General features: G+C 45.1%; 19 protein-coding genes. 11 read left to right on the plus strand and 8 right to left on the minus strand.

From position 1 onward, the window contains the following. Positions 1-51 precede the first annotated feature (51 nt). Positions 52-825 (plus strand): YdiY family protein, encoded by a 774-nt coding sequence (locus tag ACIGBN_RS15615; RefSeq protein WP_133002343.1) that lies wholly within the window; start codon positions 52-54, stop codon positions 823-825. 16 nt (positions 826-841) lie between these two features. On the opposite strand, the gene ACIGBN_RS15620 is transcribed toward ACIGBN_RS15615, so the two are convergent. Then, positions 842-991 (minus strand): hypothetical protein, encoded by a 150-nt coding sequence (locus ACIGBN_RS15620; protein WP_165942956.1) that lies wholly within the window; start codon positions 989-991, stop codon positions 842-844. Between the two features lie 530 nt (positions 992-1,521). Between ACIGBN_RS15620 and ACIGBN_RS15625 the strand changes: the two genes are divergently transcribed. Next, positions 1,522-2,547 (plus strand): OmpA family protein, encoded by a 1,026-nt coding sequence (locus ACIGBN_RS15625; protein WP_133002342.1) that lies wholly within the window; start codon positions 1,522-1,524, stop codon positions 2,545-2,547. Positions 2,548-2,954: 407 nt separating this feature from the next. Beyond that, the gene (locus ACIGBN_RS15630; protein ID WP_133002341.1) at positions 2,955-3,503 is read left to right on the plus strand and encodes a porin family protein; all 549 of its coding nucleotides are present in this window, start codon (positions 2,955-2,957) and stop codon (positions 3,501-3,503) included. Positions 3,504-3,595: 92 nt separating this feature from the next. On the opposite strand, the gene ACIGBN_RS15635 is transcribed toward ACIGBN_RS15630, so the two are convergent. Then, a complete protein-coding gene (locus tag ACIGBN_RS15635; RefSeq protein WP_243711942.1) occupies positions 3,596-4,822 on the minus strand; it encodes a TIGR03862 family flavoprotein in 1,227 nt (408 codons plus the stop codon). A 339-nt stretch (positions 4,823-5,161) separates the two neighbouring features. On the opposite strand from ACIGBN_RS15635, the gene ACIGBN_RS15640 reads away from it, so the two are divergent. From ACIGBN_RS15640 to ACIGBN_RS15655, 4 genes are read left to right on the plus strand one after another with little or no spacing between them, the layout of a single operon-like run. Next, positions 5,162-6,154: an ABC transporter substrate-binding protein gene (locus ACIGBN_RS15640; protein WP_396666473.1), complete on the plus strand. Its 993-nt coding sequence runs from the start codon at positions 5,162-5,164 to the stop codon at positions 6,152-6,154. A gap of 29 nt (positions 6,155-6,183) precedes the next feature. Then, positions 6,184-6,984 carry an ABC transporter ATP-binding protein gene (locus ACIGBN_RS15645; RefSeq protein ID WP_207923337.1) on the plus strand — a complete coding sequence of 267 codons (801 nt, stop codon included), beginning with the start codon at positions 6,184-6,186 and terminating at the stop codon, positions 6,982-6,984. Further along, positions 6,962-7,765 (plus strand): ABC transporter permease, encoded by an 804-nt coding sequence (locus tag ACIGBN_RS15650; protein ID WP_133002339.1) that lies wholly within the window; start codon positions 6,962-6,964, stop codon positions 7,763-7,765. Before ACIGBN_RS15645 ends, ACIGBN_RS15650 begins: the two co-directional genes overlap by 23 nt. Positions 7,766-7,777: 12 nt before the next feature. Then, positions 7,778-8,254: a nucleoside deaminase gene (locus ACIGBN_RS15655; RefSeq protein ID WP_396666476.1), complete on the plus strand. Its 477-nt coding sequence runs from the start codon at positions 7,778-7,780 to the stop codon at positions 8,252-8,254. A 47-nt stretch (positions 8,255-8,301) separates the two neighbouring features. Here ACIGBN_RS15655 and ACIGBN_RS15660 read toward each other — a convergent pair whose 3' ends face one another. Next, positions 8,302-8,892, minus strand: a complete 591-nt coding sequence (locus ACIGBN_RS15660; protein WP_133002337.1) for a DUF502 domain-containing protein — start codon at positions 8,890-8,892, stop codon at positions 8,302-8,304. A 170-nt stretch (positions 8,893-9,062) separates the two neighbouring features. Here ACIGBN_RS15660 and ACIGBN_RS15665 point away from each other — a divergent pair, with 170 nt between their 5' ends. Beyond that, complete coding sequence (locus tag ACIGBN_RS15665; protein WP_133002336.1) at positions 9,063-9,956, plus strand: LysR family transcriptional regulator; 894 nt, start codon at positions 9,063-9,065, stop codon at positions 9,954-9,956. A gap of 71 nt (positions 9,957-10,027) precedes the next feature. On the opposite strand, the gene ACIGBN_RS15670 is transcribed toward ACIGBN_RS15665, so the two are convergent. Genes ACIGBN_RS15670 through ACIGBN_RS15690 form a run of 5 tightly spaced genes read right to left on the minus strand, consistent with a single transcriptional unit; the run spans position 10,028 to position 14,854 of the window. Beyond that, the gene (locus ACIGBN_RS15670) at positions 10,028-11,302 is read right to left on the minus strand and encodes an amidase family protein (RefSeq protein WP_396666478.1); all 1,275 of its coding nucleotides are present in this window, start codon (positions 11,300-11,302) and stop codon (positions 10,028-10,030) included. Between the two features lie 3 nt (positions 11,303-11,305). Next, positions 11,306-11,959, minus strand: coding sequence for a DUF2848 domain-containing protein (locus ACIGBN_RS15675; protein ID WP_133002334.1), 654 nt, complete (start codon positions 11,957-11,959; stop codon positions 11,306-11,308). Between the two features lie 8 nt (positions 11,960-11,967). Continuing rightward, positions 11,968-13,248, minus strand: coding sequence for a TRAP transporter large permease (locus tag ACIGBN_RS15680; protein WP_133002333.1), 1,281 nt, complete (start codon positions 13,246-13,248; stop codon positions 11,968-11,970). Then, positions 13,248-13,778, minus strand: coding sequence for a TRAP transporter small permease subunit (locus ACIGBN_RS15685; RefSeq protein WP_133002332.1), 531 nt, complete (start codon positions 13,776-13,778; stop codon positions 13,248-13,250). Before ACIGBN_RS15685 ends, ACIGBN_RS15680 begins: the two co-directional genes overlap by 1 nt. Positions 13,779-13,783: 5 nt before the next feature. After that, positions 13,784-14,854 (minus strand): TRAP transporter substrate-binding protein, encoded by a 1,071-nt coding sequence (locus ACIGBN_RS15690; protein ID WP_396666480.1) that lies wholly within the window; start codon positions 14,852-14,854, stop codon positions 13,784-13,786. A 93-nt stretch (positions 14,855-14,947) separates the two neighbouring features. On the opposite strand from ACIGBN_RS15690, the gene ACIGBN_RS15695 reads away from it, so the two are divergent. The 3 genes from ACIGBN_RS15695 to ACIGBN_RS15705 all read left to right on the plus strand — a co-directional run bounded on the left by ACIGBN_RS15695 (position 14,948) and on the right by ACIGBN_RS15705 (position 17,936). Further along, complete coding sequence (locus ACIGBN_RS15695) at positions 14,948-15,970, plus strand: LysR family transcriptional regulator (protein WP_396666481.1); 1,023 nt, start codon at positions 14,948-14,950, stop codon at positions 15,968-15,970. A 91-nt stretch (positions 15,971-16,061) separates the two neighbouring features. After that, positions 16,062-16,868, plus strand: a complete 807-nt coding sequence (locus tag ACIGBN_RS15700) for a putative hydro-lyase (protein WP_396666483.1) — start codon at positions 16,062-16,064, stop codon at positions 16,866-16,868. A gap of 93 nt (positions 16,869-16,961) precedes the next feature. Continuing rightward, the gene (locus ACIGBN_RS15705; protein ID WP_396666485.1) at positions 16,962-17,936 is read left to right on the plus strand and encodes a TRAP transporter substrate-binding protein; all 975 of its coding nucleotides are present in this window, start codon (positions 16,962-16,964) and stop codon (positions 17,934-17,936) included. The last annotated feature ends 24 nt before the right edge of the window (positions 17,937-17,960 follow it).

A 17,960-nucleotide genomic window follows, 5' to 3' on the forward strand; every position in this document is an offset into this window, starting at 1 on the left:
CAAAAGCGGTTGTTAACTGCCAGCTAGCTTATTAGACATGGAGAAGACTCAATGAAAGCCAGATATCATTTACCTTTTATCGCTCTGCTTGCCACGCAAGCGGTACACGCGGCGGAGAATGAGACAACACCAGCCAAAAAGACAAACCCACAAAATAAAACTCAGAAGCCTTGGCAAGGGTCTGTGGAATTAGGCGTGATACTCACCACAGGCAACAGCGATACCACCAACATAAACAGTAAGTTTAATGTTGTTCAACAGCTGGAAACATGGCGTAACACCTACACCTTCACTTCGCTTTATGCCAACTCAGATGACACCAAGACCGAAGAACAATACCGTGGTGCTATTCAATCGGACTACATTTTTAATGACCACCAGTTTTGGTATATCCGTGGCGCCTACGATAAAAACCTATTTTCTGGTTACGATTATCAAAGCTCGGCATCAACAGGTTACGGTAATCGGTTTTGGCAAGAAGAAGACGGCTCTTATTTAGAGGGTTCTGTCGGTGGCGGTTATCGGAACAATAAAATTGATGAAGACAATACAACAGACGATTCTGAGCGCACTCCCATCGTTCGTTTTAGCGGAACCTATGAAAAGCACCTCTCAACGACCTCGCTATTTAAACAAGAGTTAAACACAGAGATAGGCACAGAAAACGGCAGCTCTATCACAGAATCGGTTTCGTCATTGCAAGCCAATGTGGTTGATAACCTAGCGATGAAGGTGTCCTATCGGGTGAAGTATTCTTCAGATGTGCCTGCTGATACAGAAAAAACAGACACAGAAACAACCGTATCAATGCTTTATTCTTTTTAAATGATAAAGAGGAAGGTCATACTTCCTCTTCTATTAACTCACGCAATTCGTCTTGCAGCTCTTCTATGTGCTCAACCAAGATATGTTGTTGAGGTTTGGGGATTTGGGCAATGTCTTGAAGGGTAATGCGCTCTAACTCCAAAAGCAGTCGTGATAGATGTTCCATGCTTCTCTCCTTGAAAACAGATGCATCTACGCTACCTGATTTTCATATCAGCTACTGCAAAATTAGGGTTAAATTTTTGTAAAAGTCCTGTGAATGGAAAATAGTAGCCTAATAAGACAAAGCGCATTCACAGTGTCGATAAGCCTAGTCGCTAAGTGTCGATTTATCTATTTACAATATAATGGCTAAAAATAAATCGGATACTATCGTGCTTTTTCATCATGGCACCTACTTAATATCGCCACAATTCAATGATACAAAAATATATTTCGAAAAAGTCCTGTAATGATTAACTACATTTCCAGACATTTCTAAACATATCTCCACCTATTACCGAGGTGGCTCTGTGGTAAAGTTGCCATATACGTAAACCCCTCGTCATGAATGTGAAATGGAATTTTTTAAAGACATTTTATAGGCAATCGGGGGAGGCTTTTCCTATAGTTAAAACAGGCTTATGGTATGAAGCAGAACACACAACAAACATGCGTAAACAAACATATTTAAAAGCTCATTTAAGGAGAAAGGAAATGTCTTTAACATTGACCAAACGAACTATTGTTAGCGGAATTATCGCCGCGTCGTCTATTTCTACTGTAGCACTCGCTGCTCCAACAGAAGGTTTTACAATATCTCCTAGTATCGGTTACTACAATTTTGATAGCGACCGTGACACGGATAACGATGCCGCTTATTCACTCGGTTTAGGTTACCAATTCGATAACCCATGGGCCGTTGAATTTACTTACCTAAATGCAGACAGCGAGAAAAACGGTCAGGACGTTGGTGTCGACGAGTATCGTCTTGATGGTTTATACCATTTCGCTGAGTTCTCAAACACTCGCATTACGCCTTATGTAGCGGCCGGTGCTGGTATTGCAGATTTCAGTGACGCGTCAGACAGCACTAACGCCTTCGTTAATGCCGGTGGTGGTCTAAAATACGCCATCAATGATGCCTTAGCATTGCGTGCTGACTTCCGTCTAATTAAAGACGTAGAAGACAATCACCTAGATAACCTGACCACTGTTGGTGTGACATACACCTTTGGTACGTCTCATCAGTCTTCTACTAGTGATGACTCTGATTCAGAGGCTTATGCTCAACCACAAGAAGCTGAAGCAGAACCTGCACCAGTCGTTGCGCAACCAGAGCCTGTCGTAGCACCAGAACCTGTTGCTGAGCCAGAGCCTGTTGTTGTACCGGTTCATAAAGTAGATCTTGTGGTTCCGTTCGCCACTAACTCTGCTGACGTTCAACAAAAATACTACCCAGAAATCCAAAAACTAGCGGATTACCTAGAAGCAATGCCTAGTGCAACGGTAGTCATTGAAGGTTATACCGATGACCGTGGTGCTGCTAGTTACAACAAAGCACTTTCTGAAAAACGTGCTGCGGCGATTTCAGATGTATTGATCAACACCTTCAACGTCTCTGCCGATCGTGTTTCTTCCATTGGTTACGGTGAAGAAAAACCATTAATGGATAACGATACGGCCGCAAACCGAGAAGCTAACCGTCGCGTTGTTGCTGTCGTTTCTACTAACGAAGCCTAACGTTTACAGGGTTATCTTGTTACCAAGGTAACCTTAGACGATTCGTCTCTAAAGCCTCTGATGAATATCATCAGAGGCTTTTTTTATGGTCACTTCAGGCCGCCGCTCTCCATTAGCCCTCTCTTCTGCCAGCGTTAATTGCCTAAAAAAGGTCACGAGACATCAATATGAAGTGAAAATAGTCTGTAATATTCCCCCCTTTTATTCCACGCTTTCGATGAAAAAACACCGTTCAAAAACTATCCAACCCTAGTTTTCAGTCTAGTTAGTCAATCCTATGTAATGATTACGAAATAGCCGTAAAGCCCTCTTCTTTCACCACTTTTCTAGGGGCTTTTAAGTCTCTGAAAAGCACGTATTCTGGACGACAGAACAACAAACAACGGATTCATTAGGAGATACAAAAGATGTCTATTTCATTGAAAAAACGAACTCTTTTTAGCGGTGTAATATTGGCAACCTCCCTGTCCACCATGGCGTATGCAGAACAACCAAAAGAAGGCTTTACCATAACGCCTAGCCTTGGTTACATTCATACCGATTCGGACCGCCATCTTTCTAATGATGCGACGTATGCCATCAGCGTGGGTTATCAAACCAAAACACCGTGGGCTGCAGAGTTAACGTATTTGCATTCCGACTTAAAACATCGCGGCAGCAGTGTCGATCTTGATCAATATCGCCTAGATGGGCTCTATTCTTTGCCTGAATTTACCAACGCTAAATTCACACCTTATGTCGCGGCAGGTATCGGTAACAACTACTACACCAACAATGCTTCAGCGACCGACAACAACACCTTTTTGAATGCTGGCGGTGGCGTAAAATACGCAATCAATCAAGACGTTTCATTGCGTGCAGATTTTCGCCTTACCAAAGATTTGACCAATACTAAGTTCGACAACATCACTTCCGTCGGTGTGCAATACAATTTCGGCAAGCCAGCGGCCCTATAACTTAGCGATAAGCCCACCAACAAAAATGCCCAATGAATATCATTGGGCATTTTTTATTGGAGCAGAATAAAAGCAAAAAGATGGGCCAACGATCAGCCGATTAAATACCGACGCACACCTTGTGCTGCACGATGGCCGGTCGCAAAACACGCGGTTAACAAATAACCTCCGGTTGGCGCTTCCCAATCCAACATTTCGCCAGCACAAAATACACCAGGCAGATGCTTCAACATCAAATACTCATCCACACTGCTTTCGCACACGCCACCCGCACTGGAAATCGCTTCCTCTATTGGTTTGACCTGATTGAGTCGCACCGGAATGGCTTTTAAACAACGCGCCAATCCTTCAGGGGTCTGCCACGTGGTTTTTTCATGAGTCTCATAAAGCAACGCCGATTTGATACCACTAATGCCAACAGTACGCTTTAAATACTTACTGAAGGATTCTTTCGGCTTTGTCTTTTTCAGTTTGCTGATGAGCTGCTCTTCGCTAAAAGCCGGTAGCAGGTCAATCAGCAAATTGGCTTCTCCTGCCTGCTTAATGGTGTCTCTAAGGTGTTTTGAAAAAGCGTACACAAGGCTGCCTTCCAACCCATCTTTAGTCACAATACACTCACCTTTACGAACGATTGGCTGGCCTTCCAATGGGATAAAAGTGAACGCCATGTCTTTCAATGGACTGCCAGCAAACTTGCTCTGTAAATGGTCACTCCAATCACTATAAAAGCCGCAGTTCGCGCTTTCTAGTGGCGCCAGGTTCACGCCTTGCTCGGCCAACACTTTGTGCCAAGCACCATCAGATCCAAGCTTAGGCCAGCTAGCGCCGCCCATTGCCAAGATAATCGCAGCGGCATTAACAGACACCTGTTCACCATCATGATCGAACGTGGCGTGATTGGCTTTAAGCTCGATCATTTTATGGCGCATATGAAAATGCACGCCCGCATCTCGCAGCCGCTTGAGCCAATGACGCAGTAACGGCGCGGCTTTCATATCACTTGGAAATACTCGTCCAGACGTACCGATAAAGGTGTCGATACCCAAATCATGAATCCATTGGCGTAACGCATTCGCATCAAAGTCACGAATCGAGGTATCGAGCCATTGGGCTTTGTCGTAATAGCGCTGGATAAAATCATCGTAAGGTTCTGAGTGTGTAATGTTCATGCCACCCACGCCCGCCAGTAAGAATTTGCGGCACGCACTTGGCTTAGCATCGTAAACATCGACTTTAAATCCCGCCGCACAAAGACGCTCTGCCGCCATCAAGCCAGCTGGGCCTGCGCCAATTACCATGACAGATTTCTGTTGTTGCACCAAGATCACCCTAAACCAAAAGAGCGCATGATAAAGAAAAACACGCACTGCACCAATGTTTCATAAGAAAAGTTTTCACAAAAGCGCTTCGCAAACCTCATGCACCAGTAACCAGCAACCGACGTCTTAAGTGGCGCTATTTACGTGCCAAGACGATACGCAAACACAGAAAATCACTTTGCCTCTCAGACATGACCTTCTTCCCTATAAAAAATGATAGATATTTCATTGCGTTAGCGCCTTTACATTAACAGCAAAAAGAACAGGCTCATTTTTTGCAGACTGAAACAAACGTTGCAACGATATCTTTATGACTCGTCATATTAAGGAGAACAGCCCATGAAAAAATTGAACCGCTTATCGATGATCATCATGGCCCTCGCCATGACTGGCAGTGCTTTCGCTGCTGACAAGGTGACGTTTCAGCTTGATTGGTTACCAGGCGGAGACAAAGCGCCCGTGTATGTTGGTATTCAAGAAGGCTTCTTCGCCGCACTCGATTTAGAGGTAAAAATAGCCAGCGGCCGTGGCTCCACCGACGCGGTGACCAAACTCGCGACAGGACAGTCAGACGTTGGTAGCTCAGATATTGGTGCCTTGATGGCCGCAAGAGCCCAAGATAATGTTCCAGTCAGTGCCGTAATGTCTTATTTTACTGAAGCGCCTCATGCATTTTATGTACTCGCTGACAGCGGCATAAACAGCATTAAAGACTTACAGGGCAAGAAAATTGCCACCTCGCCTTTTACTTCCTCAAATGCCTTTTTACCACTAGTGCTCAAACAAAATAACGTGCCAGTCGACTCCATTAAATTAAGCAAAGTCGACCCCGGCGCTCTTGGCCCTATGCTGATGGTAGGCAATACCCAAGCCATTATTGCTTGGGTAACAAACACCGCATTATTCGAACAACAAGCCGCGCAAACAGGTAAAGAAATCAAGGTATTACCTTGGTCTGAAGGGGGGTTATCCCTCTATAGCTCTGCGTTATTAGCGTCTGATAAATTCTTAGCCTCACGCCCAGACGTGGCCAAACGCTTCATAAAAGCCTATGCAAAATCGATCCAATTCGCCTACCAACATCCAGATAAGGCAGGACAGGACCTTCACAAAATGGTGCCCGAAGTCGATGCCGACATTGTCGCAGCGCAAATCACCAGTATTCACAACTTAGTGTTTAACAAGATCAGTCAACACGATGGCTTTGGCATGCTGACACCAAAGCGCATCGCAGCCACATGGAAGTATGTTGCTGAGGCAAATAACCTCAGCCTGGATTCACTCGATCCTGAGACAGTCGTCAACCGAGCTTTCATACCAAGCCACGACTAAGCCACGACGAATTGAAGGGAAGAGAATAAATGACTGAATCAAACGAAAAAAATAGCCTGCAAGCTTACGTTAGCATGAAAAACGTAGGCCATCGCTATGACCCAGACCCGCAAGCTCCCATGGCAGTACAAGCCATCGATCTGGATATCCATCGCCATGAATTTGTGGCGGTTGTCGGGCCTTCTGGCTGTGGCAAATCCACCCTATTACGCATGGTATCGGGCCTGTTAATACCAAGCCACGGGGAGGTTTCTGTGTTTAATCGACCAGTAACAGAGCCTCGTGATGACGTAGGGATAGTGTTTCAAAAGCCGAATTTGTTGCCTTGGCTAACGGTAAAAAAGAATGTTCTGTTTCCCTTAAAACACAAATATGGCCGAGTCAGAGAAGAAGATAAAAAGCGCGCCGATGAGCTGCTGCAAATGACTGGGCTGGGTGCCTTTGCCGACAAAATGCCAGAAGAACTTTCAGGGGGCATGCAGCAACGGGTTGGCATAGTGCGCGCCTTGTTGTTAAACCCTGACATTCTGCTGATGGACGAGCCTTTTTCCGCACTCGATGCTCTCACACGAGAACAAATAGGTTTCGATCTGTTAGATATTTGGCGCGACCACCCCAAAACCGTGCTGTTTATCACTCACTCTATTAGCGAGGCCGTGCTGTTGGCTGACCGTATTCTGGTCATGAGCAAGCGCCCTGGTACTGTGCTGGATTTAATCGACGTCGACCTGCCCAGACCGCGAAGCTCTGACACCATTAACTCCCCACGCTTTTCTGAACTTACTAACATCATTCGAGGGCATATTTATGAACCAATCACCCGTGCCTAAACGAACGGCTCTCCAGTGGCTAAGCAAACAAGGTTACCGTTTCGCACCGGCTCTGTTTTTCATTAGCTTAATTATCCTGTGGGAGCTAATTTGTCGCCTAGGGCAAGTACCACAATATATTTTGCCTTCCCCGTCTGCGATTGTAGAAGCCTTTTTTAACGTCGAATTCTCCCGCTGGATGACTCACTTATGGGCAACCTTACGGGTCGCTTTAATGGGCTTTGGCTTGTCTATTCTCATTAGCTTGCCACTGTCGATAGGGATGATCCGCTCTGAGCTATTAAACCGCACCTTGTATCCGGCCCTCATCGTTATTCAATCCACCCCCGTGGTCGCGGTTGCGCCCTTGATCATTGTATTGATGGGCACAGATGACCCTTCACGGGTGCTCATTACCTGTTTAATCACCTTCTTTCCTTTGGTGGTTTCAACCACCACTGGCATGTTGGAAACACCACCAGAATTAATCGAGTTAAGCCAATCTCTGCGGGCACCTCGTTATCGTGAAACCTGGCAAATTCGCATTCCCTATGCGATTCCTCATATTTTCAGTGGCTTACGGGTATCGATTACGCTGGCGATCATTGGTGCCGTCGTGGCGGAGTTTGTCGCAGCAGAACAAGGTCTGGGGTATTTCATTCAGTTTTCTACCTCCTTCTTTAAAATCCCTCAAGCATTCGCTGGCTTAATCTTTCTATCAGCCATCAGTTTATTACTGTTTAAATCCGTGCAATGGCTACAGCTTTGGCTGTTTCCGTGGAGTTTGCCGAAGAAAAAATAACCAGGAGAAGACATGTTATTAACCTCGCAAGATGAACAACATCTACGATACAGCTTTCAGTTAGCCAATGAGGCGAAACAACAAGGTATCCATCCTTTTTCAGCCGTGCTTGTTGACGCTGATGGGAAGATATTAATGGAGCAGGTAAATGGTTATTTGCCCGATCTGGACATGACCGGTCACGCTGAGCGCATTATTATGACTCGTGCTAGCAAAGCGTACCGTCCAGATTTCTTGAACCAATGCACCTTGTTTGTTTCAGCAGAACCTTGTGCTATGTGTGCTGGCGCAATTTACTGGGCGGGCGTCGGACGCGTGGTTTATAGCTTAAGTGAAGAGCGCTTAAAAGCGATTACTGGCAATCACCCAGAGAACCCAACACTCGCACTGCCTTGCCGTACCGTCTTTGCATCTGGCCAAAGAGACACAGAAGTAATCGGCCCCGTCTTAGAAGACGATGCCGCAGCCCTTCACGCTGGAGTCTGGTAAGCGGACACAAGGCAAGCGGTAAGAAACGAGGGCCGCTTGCCTTGTTGTTAGGCCTTAGGGCCTTCTTTTGACGATTGGATGCCAGCGGTCAATGCTAGGCGCATGGCTTCTTCCACGCCAATCTCCAGTTCGGTTAAGCGATCGCGAGAAATGTACAAGGTGATGCCACCAATTTGATAGCTCAATGGCACATACACGCCCACAAGGTTTTGATCACCGAACAGTCTCTCTCCGGTTTTTTCACCTGTGATAAAGCCAATGACCTGAGCGCCATTCCACTCTAACGAAACAACGCTTTTCATTTCTTTCTTTTCGGACAAATTAAAGACCGTCATCATGTCTTTAAACGCCCCATAAATGGATTTTACTAACGGGATACGCTCGAAAATATTCTGGCTTAACTTCACTAGATAGCGAATGCCATACAGATTGACCAAGAAGCCAATCAAAATCAAAGCGCCCAGCGTAGCCAATAAGCCAAAACCTGGAAAGTACAAGGCGTCAGGAAGAATCCAAGTGATCACTGGCTTAGCTATTTTTTCGCCCGTCGCCAATAGCCAATAAATCAAATAGACGGTCAGGCTGATCGGTAACACCGCCACCAAACCCTTTAGTAGTAAGGTAATCAGTTTATTCATTTTTTCCATCGTCTCTTAAGTTTACAACAGCATAACGCAAGCTTTATGCCAGACCTATGACTCTCGCAATACTTAACGAAAAGATTGCCGAAACATCATGGGGCTTATACTCTTTTGCTCAATACCTTCTTATTTATTATCTCCACTTCATTACTCACTGGAATAACAACGTGAATTATAAGCGACTAGAAACCTTTGTTTGGGTAGCCTCTTTAGGCAATTTCCGTAAAGCCGCTGAGCGCCTTCATACTACCCAGCCCGCTATTTCAGCTCGCATTGCCGGTCTTGAGCAAGAATTGGGGGTGAAGCTCTTTGAAAGAGAAGGCGGTTCAAGCCCCATCATATTGACACCAAAAGGAAAAGAATTACTCCCTTATGCGGAAAAAATTCTCTATCAATCTGAGCAACTTAGAAAACAGGCGGATGTTTCTAGCACCTATTCTGGGGTCTTGCGACTAGGGGTATCAGAAACCATAGTGAACACTTGGTTGCCAGATTTTTTGGCACAACTCCACCAAGAAATGCCGAAACTTAATGTGGAACTAACCGTTGATGTGACCAGCTCTTTGGCTGAGGGCATTAAAGACCGAACGCTCGATCTGGCCTTCTTGATGGGGCCTATTTCAGAACCCTATATTGTGAATCGAGCGCTCTGTACTTTCTCTTTATCCTGGGTTGCCAGCCCCACTCTTGAGCTGCCAGATCGTTTGCTTTACCTAGAAGAGCTCGCACCATGGCCGATTGTGACTTATGCACGCTCCACCAAACCTTACATTGAAATCGCACAGAAATTTCGTGAATTAGAAGGGGCTCCCGTCAACTTTTTCGCGTCCACTTCGCTAGCCGCTTGCCTCAGTTTAGCGGTTAACGCCGTCGGTATTTCTACCATACCCAACGTCATGATAGAAAAAGAACTAGCCGACGGAAAACTGCGCAGATTGAGGGCCATTTGGACGCCTAGCGACTTAGCATTTACAGCATCTTATTCCAATACGCCATTTAATCCCATTGCAGAGGTGGTCACTAATATTGCGGTTATCTCCGCACAGAACTACAACAAATAGCGGTTTCTAGAAATAAAAAAGCTTGGCGAATACCAAGCTTTTTAGAGTCAATGGGACACTCGTAGAATCAACTACGACATAGTGACAATCGGCTTCAACGCTTTTGCTAAGTCAAGAATCTGCTGATCCATTCCATTACCTGCCGTCAGCATAAACCCCATAGGTTCATTCTGATAGCATAATGGCAAAGAGATACTGCAACCATTCAGCACATTCGCCAACGATGTGTTACGCAAGCACAATAAGTTTAAACGGTCGTATTCTGCATCTTGTGAAAAATCAGATAACTTGGGCGCAACAATGGCCACAGTAGGCAGTAAAAATACTGTATTAGGCTCCTCAATTGCCATCCGCTGAATAAACGTTTGTCGAGCCATTTGAGTTTGTTGAAACTCTTTCTCGCTAATCGTTGCCGCGCGGGCAATACGAGACGCCACACGAGGATCAATTTCAGCTTCTGCCAAAGCATAACGCGTACCATAATAAGCTTGGCATTCAAACGCTGAGAATTGCCATACAGGCAATTTTTTATAGTCTTCGAAAGCCTCAACAGCACGCCGCTCAACCTTCACCCCTGAGGCTTCAAGACGCGCTATTGCATGTTCGAAACCTTGTTCAACCACAACATCCAAGCCATCCATACCAAAATTACTTGGTATAACAAGAGTCAACTGCGAGAGATCTGTACGAGTTGGGGTTGCCGTTGATTCAGACGCTTCTGATAGCAGATACCACAACAATTCACATTCTTCCACTGTCTTGGCTAATGGGCCAACTGAATCCAGAGAATCAGACAATGGTAGGCAACCTTGTCTCGATACGGTCTGTTCTGAGGGTTTAAAACCTGTTAAGCCACAGAAAGCTGCTGGTATACGTAAGGAGCCACCGGTATCCGTTCCTAACGCAGCATCGACAACGCCCAACGCTACCGACGCGGCGCCACCGCTGGTCGAACCACCCGTAATGCGTCCTGGCTTAATAGGGTTATCTGGCGTGCCATAATGGGGATTAAGCCCCAACCCCGAATAGGCCAATTCCGTCATATTTGTGTGGCCTAAGAAACTCGCACCTGCTTTTCTTAATAAAGCAACGGCGGCAGCATCTTCCTCAGCAAGTTGGGGATCAATAAACACTGAACCCGCTTGGGTTTTATAGCCTTGCACTTGGAATAGGTCTTTGATTGAGATAATCGCCCCGTTCAAAGGCCCTTGCTGAGGCTCAACATAATCAAAAAGCTCAGTGAAAACGGCTTGGCCTTTTGTATCAAGAATATCTAAAGCGCTTTTCCACTTGGCATTCAACTTGCGGCCCTGCCAAGCAAAGCCAGATGATTTTATTTGTGTCATGAATTAACTCACTATTGGCAATTCTTTGGTGGTGTACTCGCATTCAATCGTACGATTCAAAATAGGATCATGAATACTCATGCGAAATTTTTCCGTACGACGAACACCGCCAATCGCTGGGCAAGTTCCGCATAACATAGCACTACCTTCTGACAAATTACTTTGCTCTACCAATTCCATTAAAGGACGAATATTGGCTAAAGATCCCTTTTGATATTGTGTCCAACCTTCTCCTTCATCAACCCAGGATTCAATGAGCAACGCATCCAGGTGATCAGCAACTTCATCAAAATCCCATAACGTAGACGACACAGGCTTAACCGATACTTGCTTTGAGTGAGCGACAGAAAAGGCCTCTAACTTTCTATCAGTGTGATCCGAGCCAACACCTAGCCATAATTTTCCTTCTGCCTTGATAATTAATGGCTCAACTTCGCCGGAAGTGTCGCCACTCAATACCTCGACAACGGGGTCTTGTGTTACAAGTAAGTTAGATGCACGGTAAAACAGCGGCACGGTCGAAGGTGGCGCGACACCGATTTCCACCAATTCATCGATATGTTCTTGGACAAACTTCATATCTCTTGCGGTCCAACCTGCAACAACAAGATGCTTGATATCAATTTGTTTTGTGCTTTCATTCACAGTAAATAGCATGGTGATCCTTAAAAATTATCAGGTAAATAAAGAGAGATACTTGGGTAGATGATCAACAGAATTATCATCAAAATCATTACTCCAACATAAGGCAAGCTCCCCATAACCACATCTGTGATCTTGCCATTTTTCCGAGCGGAGTTAACAACGTATAAATTGAGACCTACAGGTGGTGTAATAAGCGCCATCTCGACCAAAATGATCATTAAAATACCAAACCAAATTTTGTCATAGCCTAGCTCCACAATAATGGGAACAACGATCGGAATAGTCGCGACCATCAAGGAAAGCGTTTCAATAAAAAAGCCTAATACGATGTACATCACCACTATGATCAACAAGGTCATCAAGGCGCTGAGCCCAAGGCCAGTTAATAGGTCTTGTAAGGTGCGTCCCACGCCCGCTGCCGTCAAAGCGAAATTGAGCACATAGGCACCTAATACCACCAACATGATCATCGCAGTAATTCGGATCGTGCCCGATAAACTATCGAGCAGCATTTTCTTTGAAAATGCTTTGTAAGCCACCGCCAACAGAATCGAAATCAACACACCTATGGCTGCAGCCTCAGTCGGCGTCGCCCAACCTAAATAGATGGAACCTACGATACTAAATAGCAAAACCAACACTGGTAAAAGAGACTTCAGAGCAACAATTTTTTCTTTCCAACTACTATGCTGTTTTGGCCCTCCTAGACGTGGCCAGATAGAACAGATAATCACGGTCACTATCATAAACATCAGCGCCATACTGATACCTGGAACAATGCCAGCTAAAAACAACTTCGGAATCGAACTCTCGGTTAAAAAACCGTACACAATCAAATTGATTGATGGCGGAATTAAAATACCCAAAGTACCACCAGCAGCAATTGACCCAGTAAACAGGCGTTGGTCGTAGCCTAATTTTTCAGCTTGAGGTGTCGCAACAGTGGCTACTGTCGCGGCGGTTGCTACAGACGATCCAGACGTCGCCGAAAACATGGTTGCAGTCGCTATATTGGCGTGAATCAAACCGCCAGGTAACCAAGAAACCCACGCATTGAGTGCACCATAAGTCCTTTGGGCGACACCGCTACGCAATAAAATCTCACCAATCAAGACAAATAGAGGCACCGCAATCAAAGTGGCATGATTAGAAGAGGACCATAAGACTTGCCCCAAGCCTCTCATTAATGGGAAAGGGCTAAAAAAGGTATCTATACCAAACGCCAAAAGAAACAGCACAATGCCGACAGGTATCGATAATGCAAGCAGCCCCAAAAGGCCAAAAAATGTAAAAGGAAGCATTATTCTGTCCCCGTGCCAATAATGTCATCTATCTGGTCGTGCTTATGCTGAACAGCCAAATACACGGCACAAAGCAGCAAAACACATGAAGTAATCGCAAACCAAATCCAACCAGCCATCCAAAAGAATTGAGGAATGATTAAAGGGGTCTCTAAAGATGTATTTGCAAGGGACTGTCTCTTAAGCGTTTTTTCAACAACAGGAATTACATAATAAGCGGCATAAATAGCTACAAATGACGTTGCACACAAAGCAACAAGATCAGATAAAGAACGACCAGCTGCTTTGGACTTATTCCTTATAACATCAATACGAACATGCGCTTTTTCCGTTAAGGCATAGCAGATCCCCCAACTAGAAATAGACGCCATGACATAACCAGAAATTTCTTCGGAGCCACCAAAGCTAATACCAAATTCTCGCAACAGAATATCAATTAGAATGAGAAGAATGCAGGCCAATAGAAGTAGACCTGCAGCAATTGCCACCCCATTATTGATACGTTTCAACCAATCAATAATGCACAACATGACCACTATTCTCCTTTCACAGCTACTTGTATGCCGACAACTTTCCCAACACTGTCATTCCATCGTTTCACCCAATGACTTCCGGCACGATCAGCCCAATCAGGCAATACTTTTTCTATCAAAATGGTCTTAGCGTAGGCAAGATCAGCTTCGCTTGGCTCAACTAATGTCATGTTATGACTGGCTCCTTTACTGCATTCGCCATTACCAGTTAAGCACGCCACATCTTGATCCAGATCACCTTGAGCCGCAGCCCATACAGGTTTTTCAAATTTGGTAGTCACTTCTTCTTGAATAAAATTCTGCTGCTCAGTAGAAAGGTCATCCCATTTATCTAAATTAATAGCCGTGATAACAGGATCCCAACCGCCTAGAGGTATGGTCATCAGTGACGTAGTCACTTCCCACCAGCCAGCGCTATAACCAGAACCCGCACCAGTCACTGCACAGTCAATCACGCCTCGCTGTAACGCACCTGGAACTTCACCAAAGCCGATATTGACACTTTGCGCGCCTAGGGCATCCAGAAATTTCGCCGTCATACGGCCAGAAGCTCGGATTTTTAAGCCTGCTAAATCCGCTAATGATGATACTGGTGCTTTACAAAACACCACTTGAGGCGGGTAAGGTACGATCGCTAAGACTTTTGAATTAAAAGCCGTCTCGTAAATCTTTTCGACCATTGGCCGAGCTGCATTTACCATTTTATGAGCTTGTTCAGCGTTATTCGCCAATAGAGGGACATCCAGCCCTTCCAAAGCAGGCGCATCCGCCACGGCGTAATCACCGACGGTCATACCTACATCGAATACTCCATCACCCAACATTCGAAATACGTCACCGCCACTGATGCCCATTTGATCATGTGTCGTCATAGACACACTGAACTCATTCTTACTATCAGCCGGTAATGTTTTTGTCCAAAACGTTTGCTCGTACTGTTTATAAAGAGGCAAGCTGCTCCAACTACCGACAACAGAAAGCGACTCATCAGCAATAGCATTCCCTGCAAAGAACGCTCCCACTAAGGCATATGGGATACTGGTCTTAAATATATTTTGTTTAGTCATAGTCATGGTCATTCCTATATTTTGTGCATTTGTTCTTACAAACTTTCTTATGTGCCTTTGAAAAAACCATAGCGCTGATTTTCGCTTAGGCTAAGATCAGTGTTGAACGAGGAAGTGATAAAGTCAATTCGCTATTTTCTTTCTAAAGTGATAAAAAAAAACGATCACATTTTAGATAAGACAAAGTATAGAGCCTATATTATGAACTTAGATCAATTAAAAACCTTTCTTTGGGTTGCTAAATTAGGAGGGGTTCGCAAAGCCGCACATGAGATGAATTTATCTCAACCCGCCGTTTCGGCAAGGATTTCGATGCTAGAGGAAGAACTCGGAATTAAACTTTTTGATCGCCAGAAAAGTGGCGTTGTCTTGACAAAAGAAGGCCTACTTTTACGCTCTCATGCTGAGCGTATCGAAAGCTATGTATCACAAATTAGAGCAGAGCTAACGCCATCAGAAGAAGTAAAAGGCACCTTGCGAATAGGTGTGGCCGAGACCATTGCGCAATCCTGGTTATCAGAGTTTCTATCCTCCTTGAGAACCCATTATCCAAAACTGGTCATTGAGCTTTCTGTGGACATCACAATGAACTTACGCGACCAGTTACTAAGTCGAAACATGGACTTAGTGTTTCTCATGGGCCCTTTGTCAGAGGGAAATGTCGAAAATATAACCCTTCCTTCCTTTAAACTTGGGTGGTTTTGTCATCCAGAAGCAAAAACTCAAAATCTTGGTAGCACCCCTATCATTTCTTTCTCTCGGCTATCAAGACCTTATCAAGAACTCATGTCAGAACTCATGTTGCGCTACCCAGAAATCGGGCAGGTTTTTCCTTCAACTTCTCTCTCAACCAGCTTCGAAATGATTGCCTCTGGGATTGGCGTTGGTGTACTCCCCATTCAATTAGCACAACGCTTGATAGAAGCCCAACGCCTTATTTCTTTTGATCCAGGCTGGGTACCTGACGATCTTGTCTTCACCGCTTCATATCTGAACGACCCAAAGGACCACATTGTTCAGCAGGTGGCTCAATTGGCGCTTCAGGCCGCAAAAAACTACGATAAAAGAACCAAAACAAAAAAGGTGAAGCGTAAAAACCGACCCCTTGATAAAAAAAATTGATCATATGTGCCAAAAAAACACGATTAGACTTTTTGGTTATCAAGGATCTACTCTAGAAAAATCGTATATTACGATTTGAGGAGTACCTAGAATGAAGCAAGAACAAAATGTGTCCAGCTTACAGCAACAAACAAAAGCGCTTCGTTGCGCGATTCGCAGTGCTCAGCACACTGGACCAACCAGCGGCTTAGCCACTGGTGCGATGCAGGGTAATGTGGTGATACTACCGGCTGAATGGGCGAATGAATTTTTGCTCTACTGTCAGAAAAACCCGGTCTCCTGCCCTTTAATTGGTGTTTCAGAAGTCGGCAATTTCACCCTACCTGAGCTCGGTGATGACATTGATATGCGTTATGACGTCCCTGAATACTTTGTCTACCGAGATGGCGTCAAAGTCGACGCTTGTGCTGATATTGCCGATTTATGGCAAGACGATTTTGTCGCCTTTATTTTAGGTTGCTCTTTCTCTTTTGAAAACGCACTGACCCAAGCAGGATTAACCCCAAGAAACATAGAAGACAACAGTAATGTTTCTATGTATGAAAGTAGTATCCCTACTGTTCCGGCAGGACGCTTCTTTGGCAATACCGTGGTGACAATGCGTCCTTATCTACCCAAAGATGCCATTCGAGCGATCCAAATCACCACTCGCTTCCCCAAAGCACATGGTGCCCCTTTGCATTTCGGCAACCCAAAAGACATTGGTATCGAAGATCTTTCACAACCGGATTTCGGCGAAGCCGTGCAGGTAAAAGAAAAAGAAGTGCCCATATTCTGGGCTTGTGGTGTTACGCCTCAAGTCGCTATTCGTAATGCCAAACCACCGATTTGCATTACTCATGCACCAGGAAAAATGTTAGTAACCGATGTACTCGACACAGATCTCGCGGTGTTGTAGTGGTAGAAGAGGCGAGAACCCATGATGAGGCCAAACCTCCTCATGAAAAAACCTAACGATAAAACATAATTAAAAAAATTGCAGGACGGAACTATGTTGAAATTAACCAGCGCGTTGCTCATTGGTGGATTAGTCTCTACCGCTTGTTTAGCCGAAAAATGGCACATGCCTACACCTTACGGTGACGGTAATCTGCCCACGCAAATTGATTATGCGTTTGCCAAAGAAATCAAAGCCAAAACCAACGGCGAACTGGAAATTGTGGTTCACTCTGGTGGCTCTCTCGTCAAACACACTGAAATTCCTCGCTCAGTCAAAACCGGCCAAGTACAAATTGGCGATATTTTCATGGGCATTTTGGGCAACCAGAATCCTGTTTTTAAACATGACAATATTCCGTTTCTTGCCACCTCTTTTGACCAAGCACAAGCACTCTGGACCGCCGCCAAGCCAGAAATCGAAAAAGCCCTCGATAAAGATGGGATGAAACTGCTCTACGCCGTGCCATGGCCTGCGCAAAGCCTTTACACGAGAAACCCTGTCAACTCATTGGCGGATCTGGAAGGCGAAAAAATGCGCGCTTATAGCCCTTCGACCTCTCGCCTTGCTGATTTAATGGGCACCATTCCAACCACCATTCAAGTACCTGACATCCCACAGGCTTTTAGCACAGGCATTATCCAAGCGATGGTGACATCACCGTCAACAGGGGTGGACTCTCAAGCATGGGACTACGTCAACAACTACACAGACATCAAAGCATGGATTCCGAAAGACATTGTTATTGTTAACAAAAGAGCCTTTCGACGCCTAGATAAAAACATTCAAGACATCGTATTAGCGGCAGCAAAAAATGCGGAAACAGAAGGCTGGAAACGCATCGTCGAGCGTGCAGCCAAAGACAAAGCCACGCTGGCAGAAAATGGCATGACGATTTCTGAGCCATCCGCAAAGCTAACAACACAGCTTGAAGCCATTGGTAAAACAATGGAAACAGAATGGACAGCAGAAGCACCAAAAGAGATTGGCCGTATCCTAACGCGTTACCATCAAGAACTAGGCCAATAAAACACTATTACCCTCTTTGTGCCG

The sequence above is a fragment of the Marinomonas sp. NPDC078689 genome (assembly GCF_044542435.1).
GTDB lineage: Bacteria > Pseudomonadota > Gammaproteobacteria > Pseudomonadales > Marinomonadaceae > Marinomonas > Marinomonas arenicola.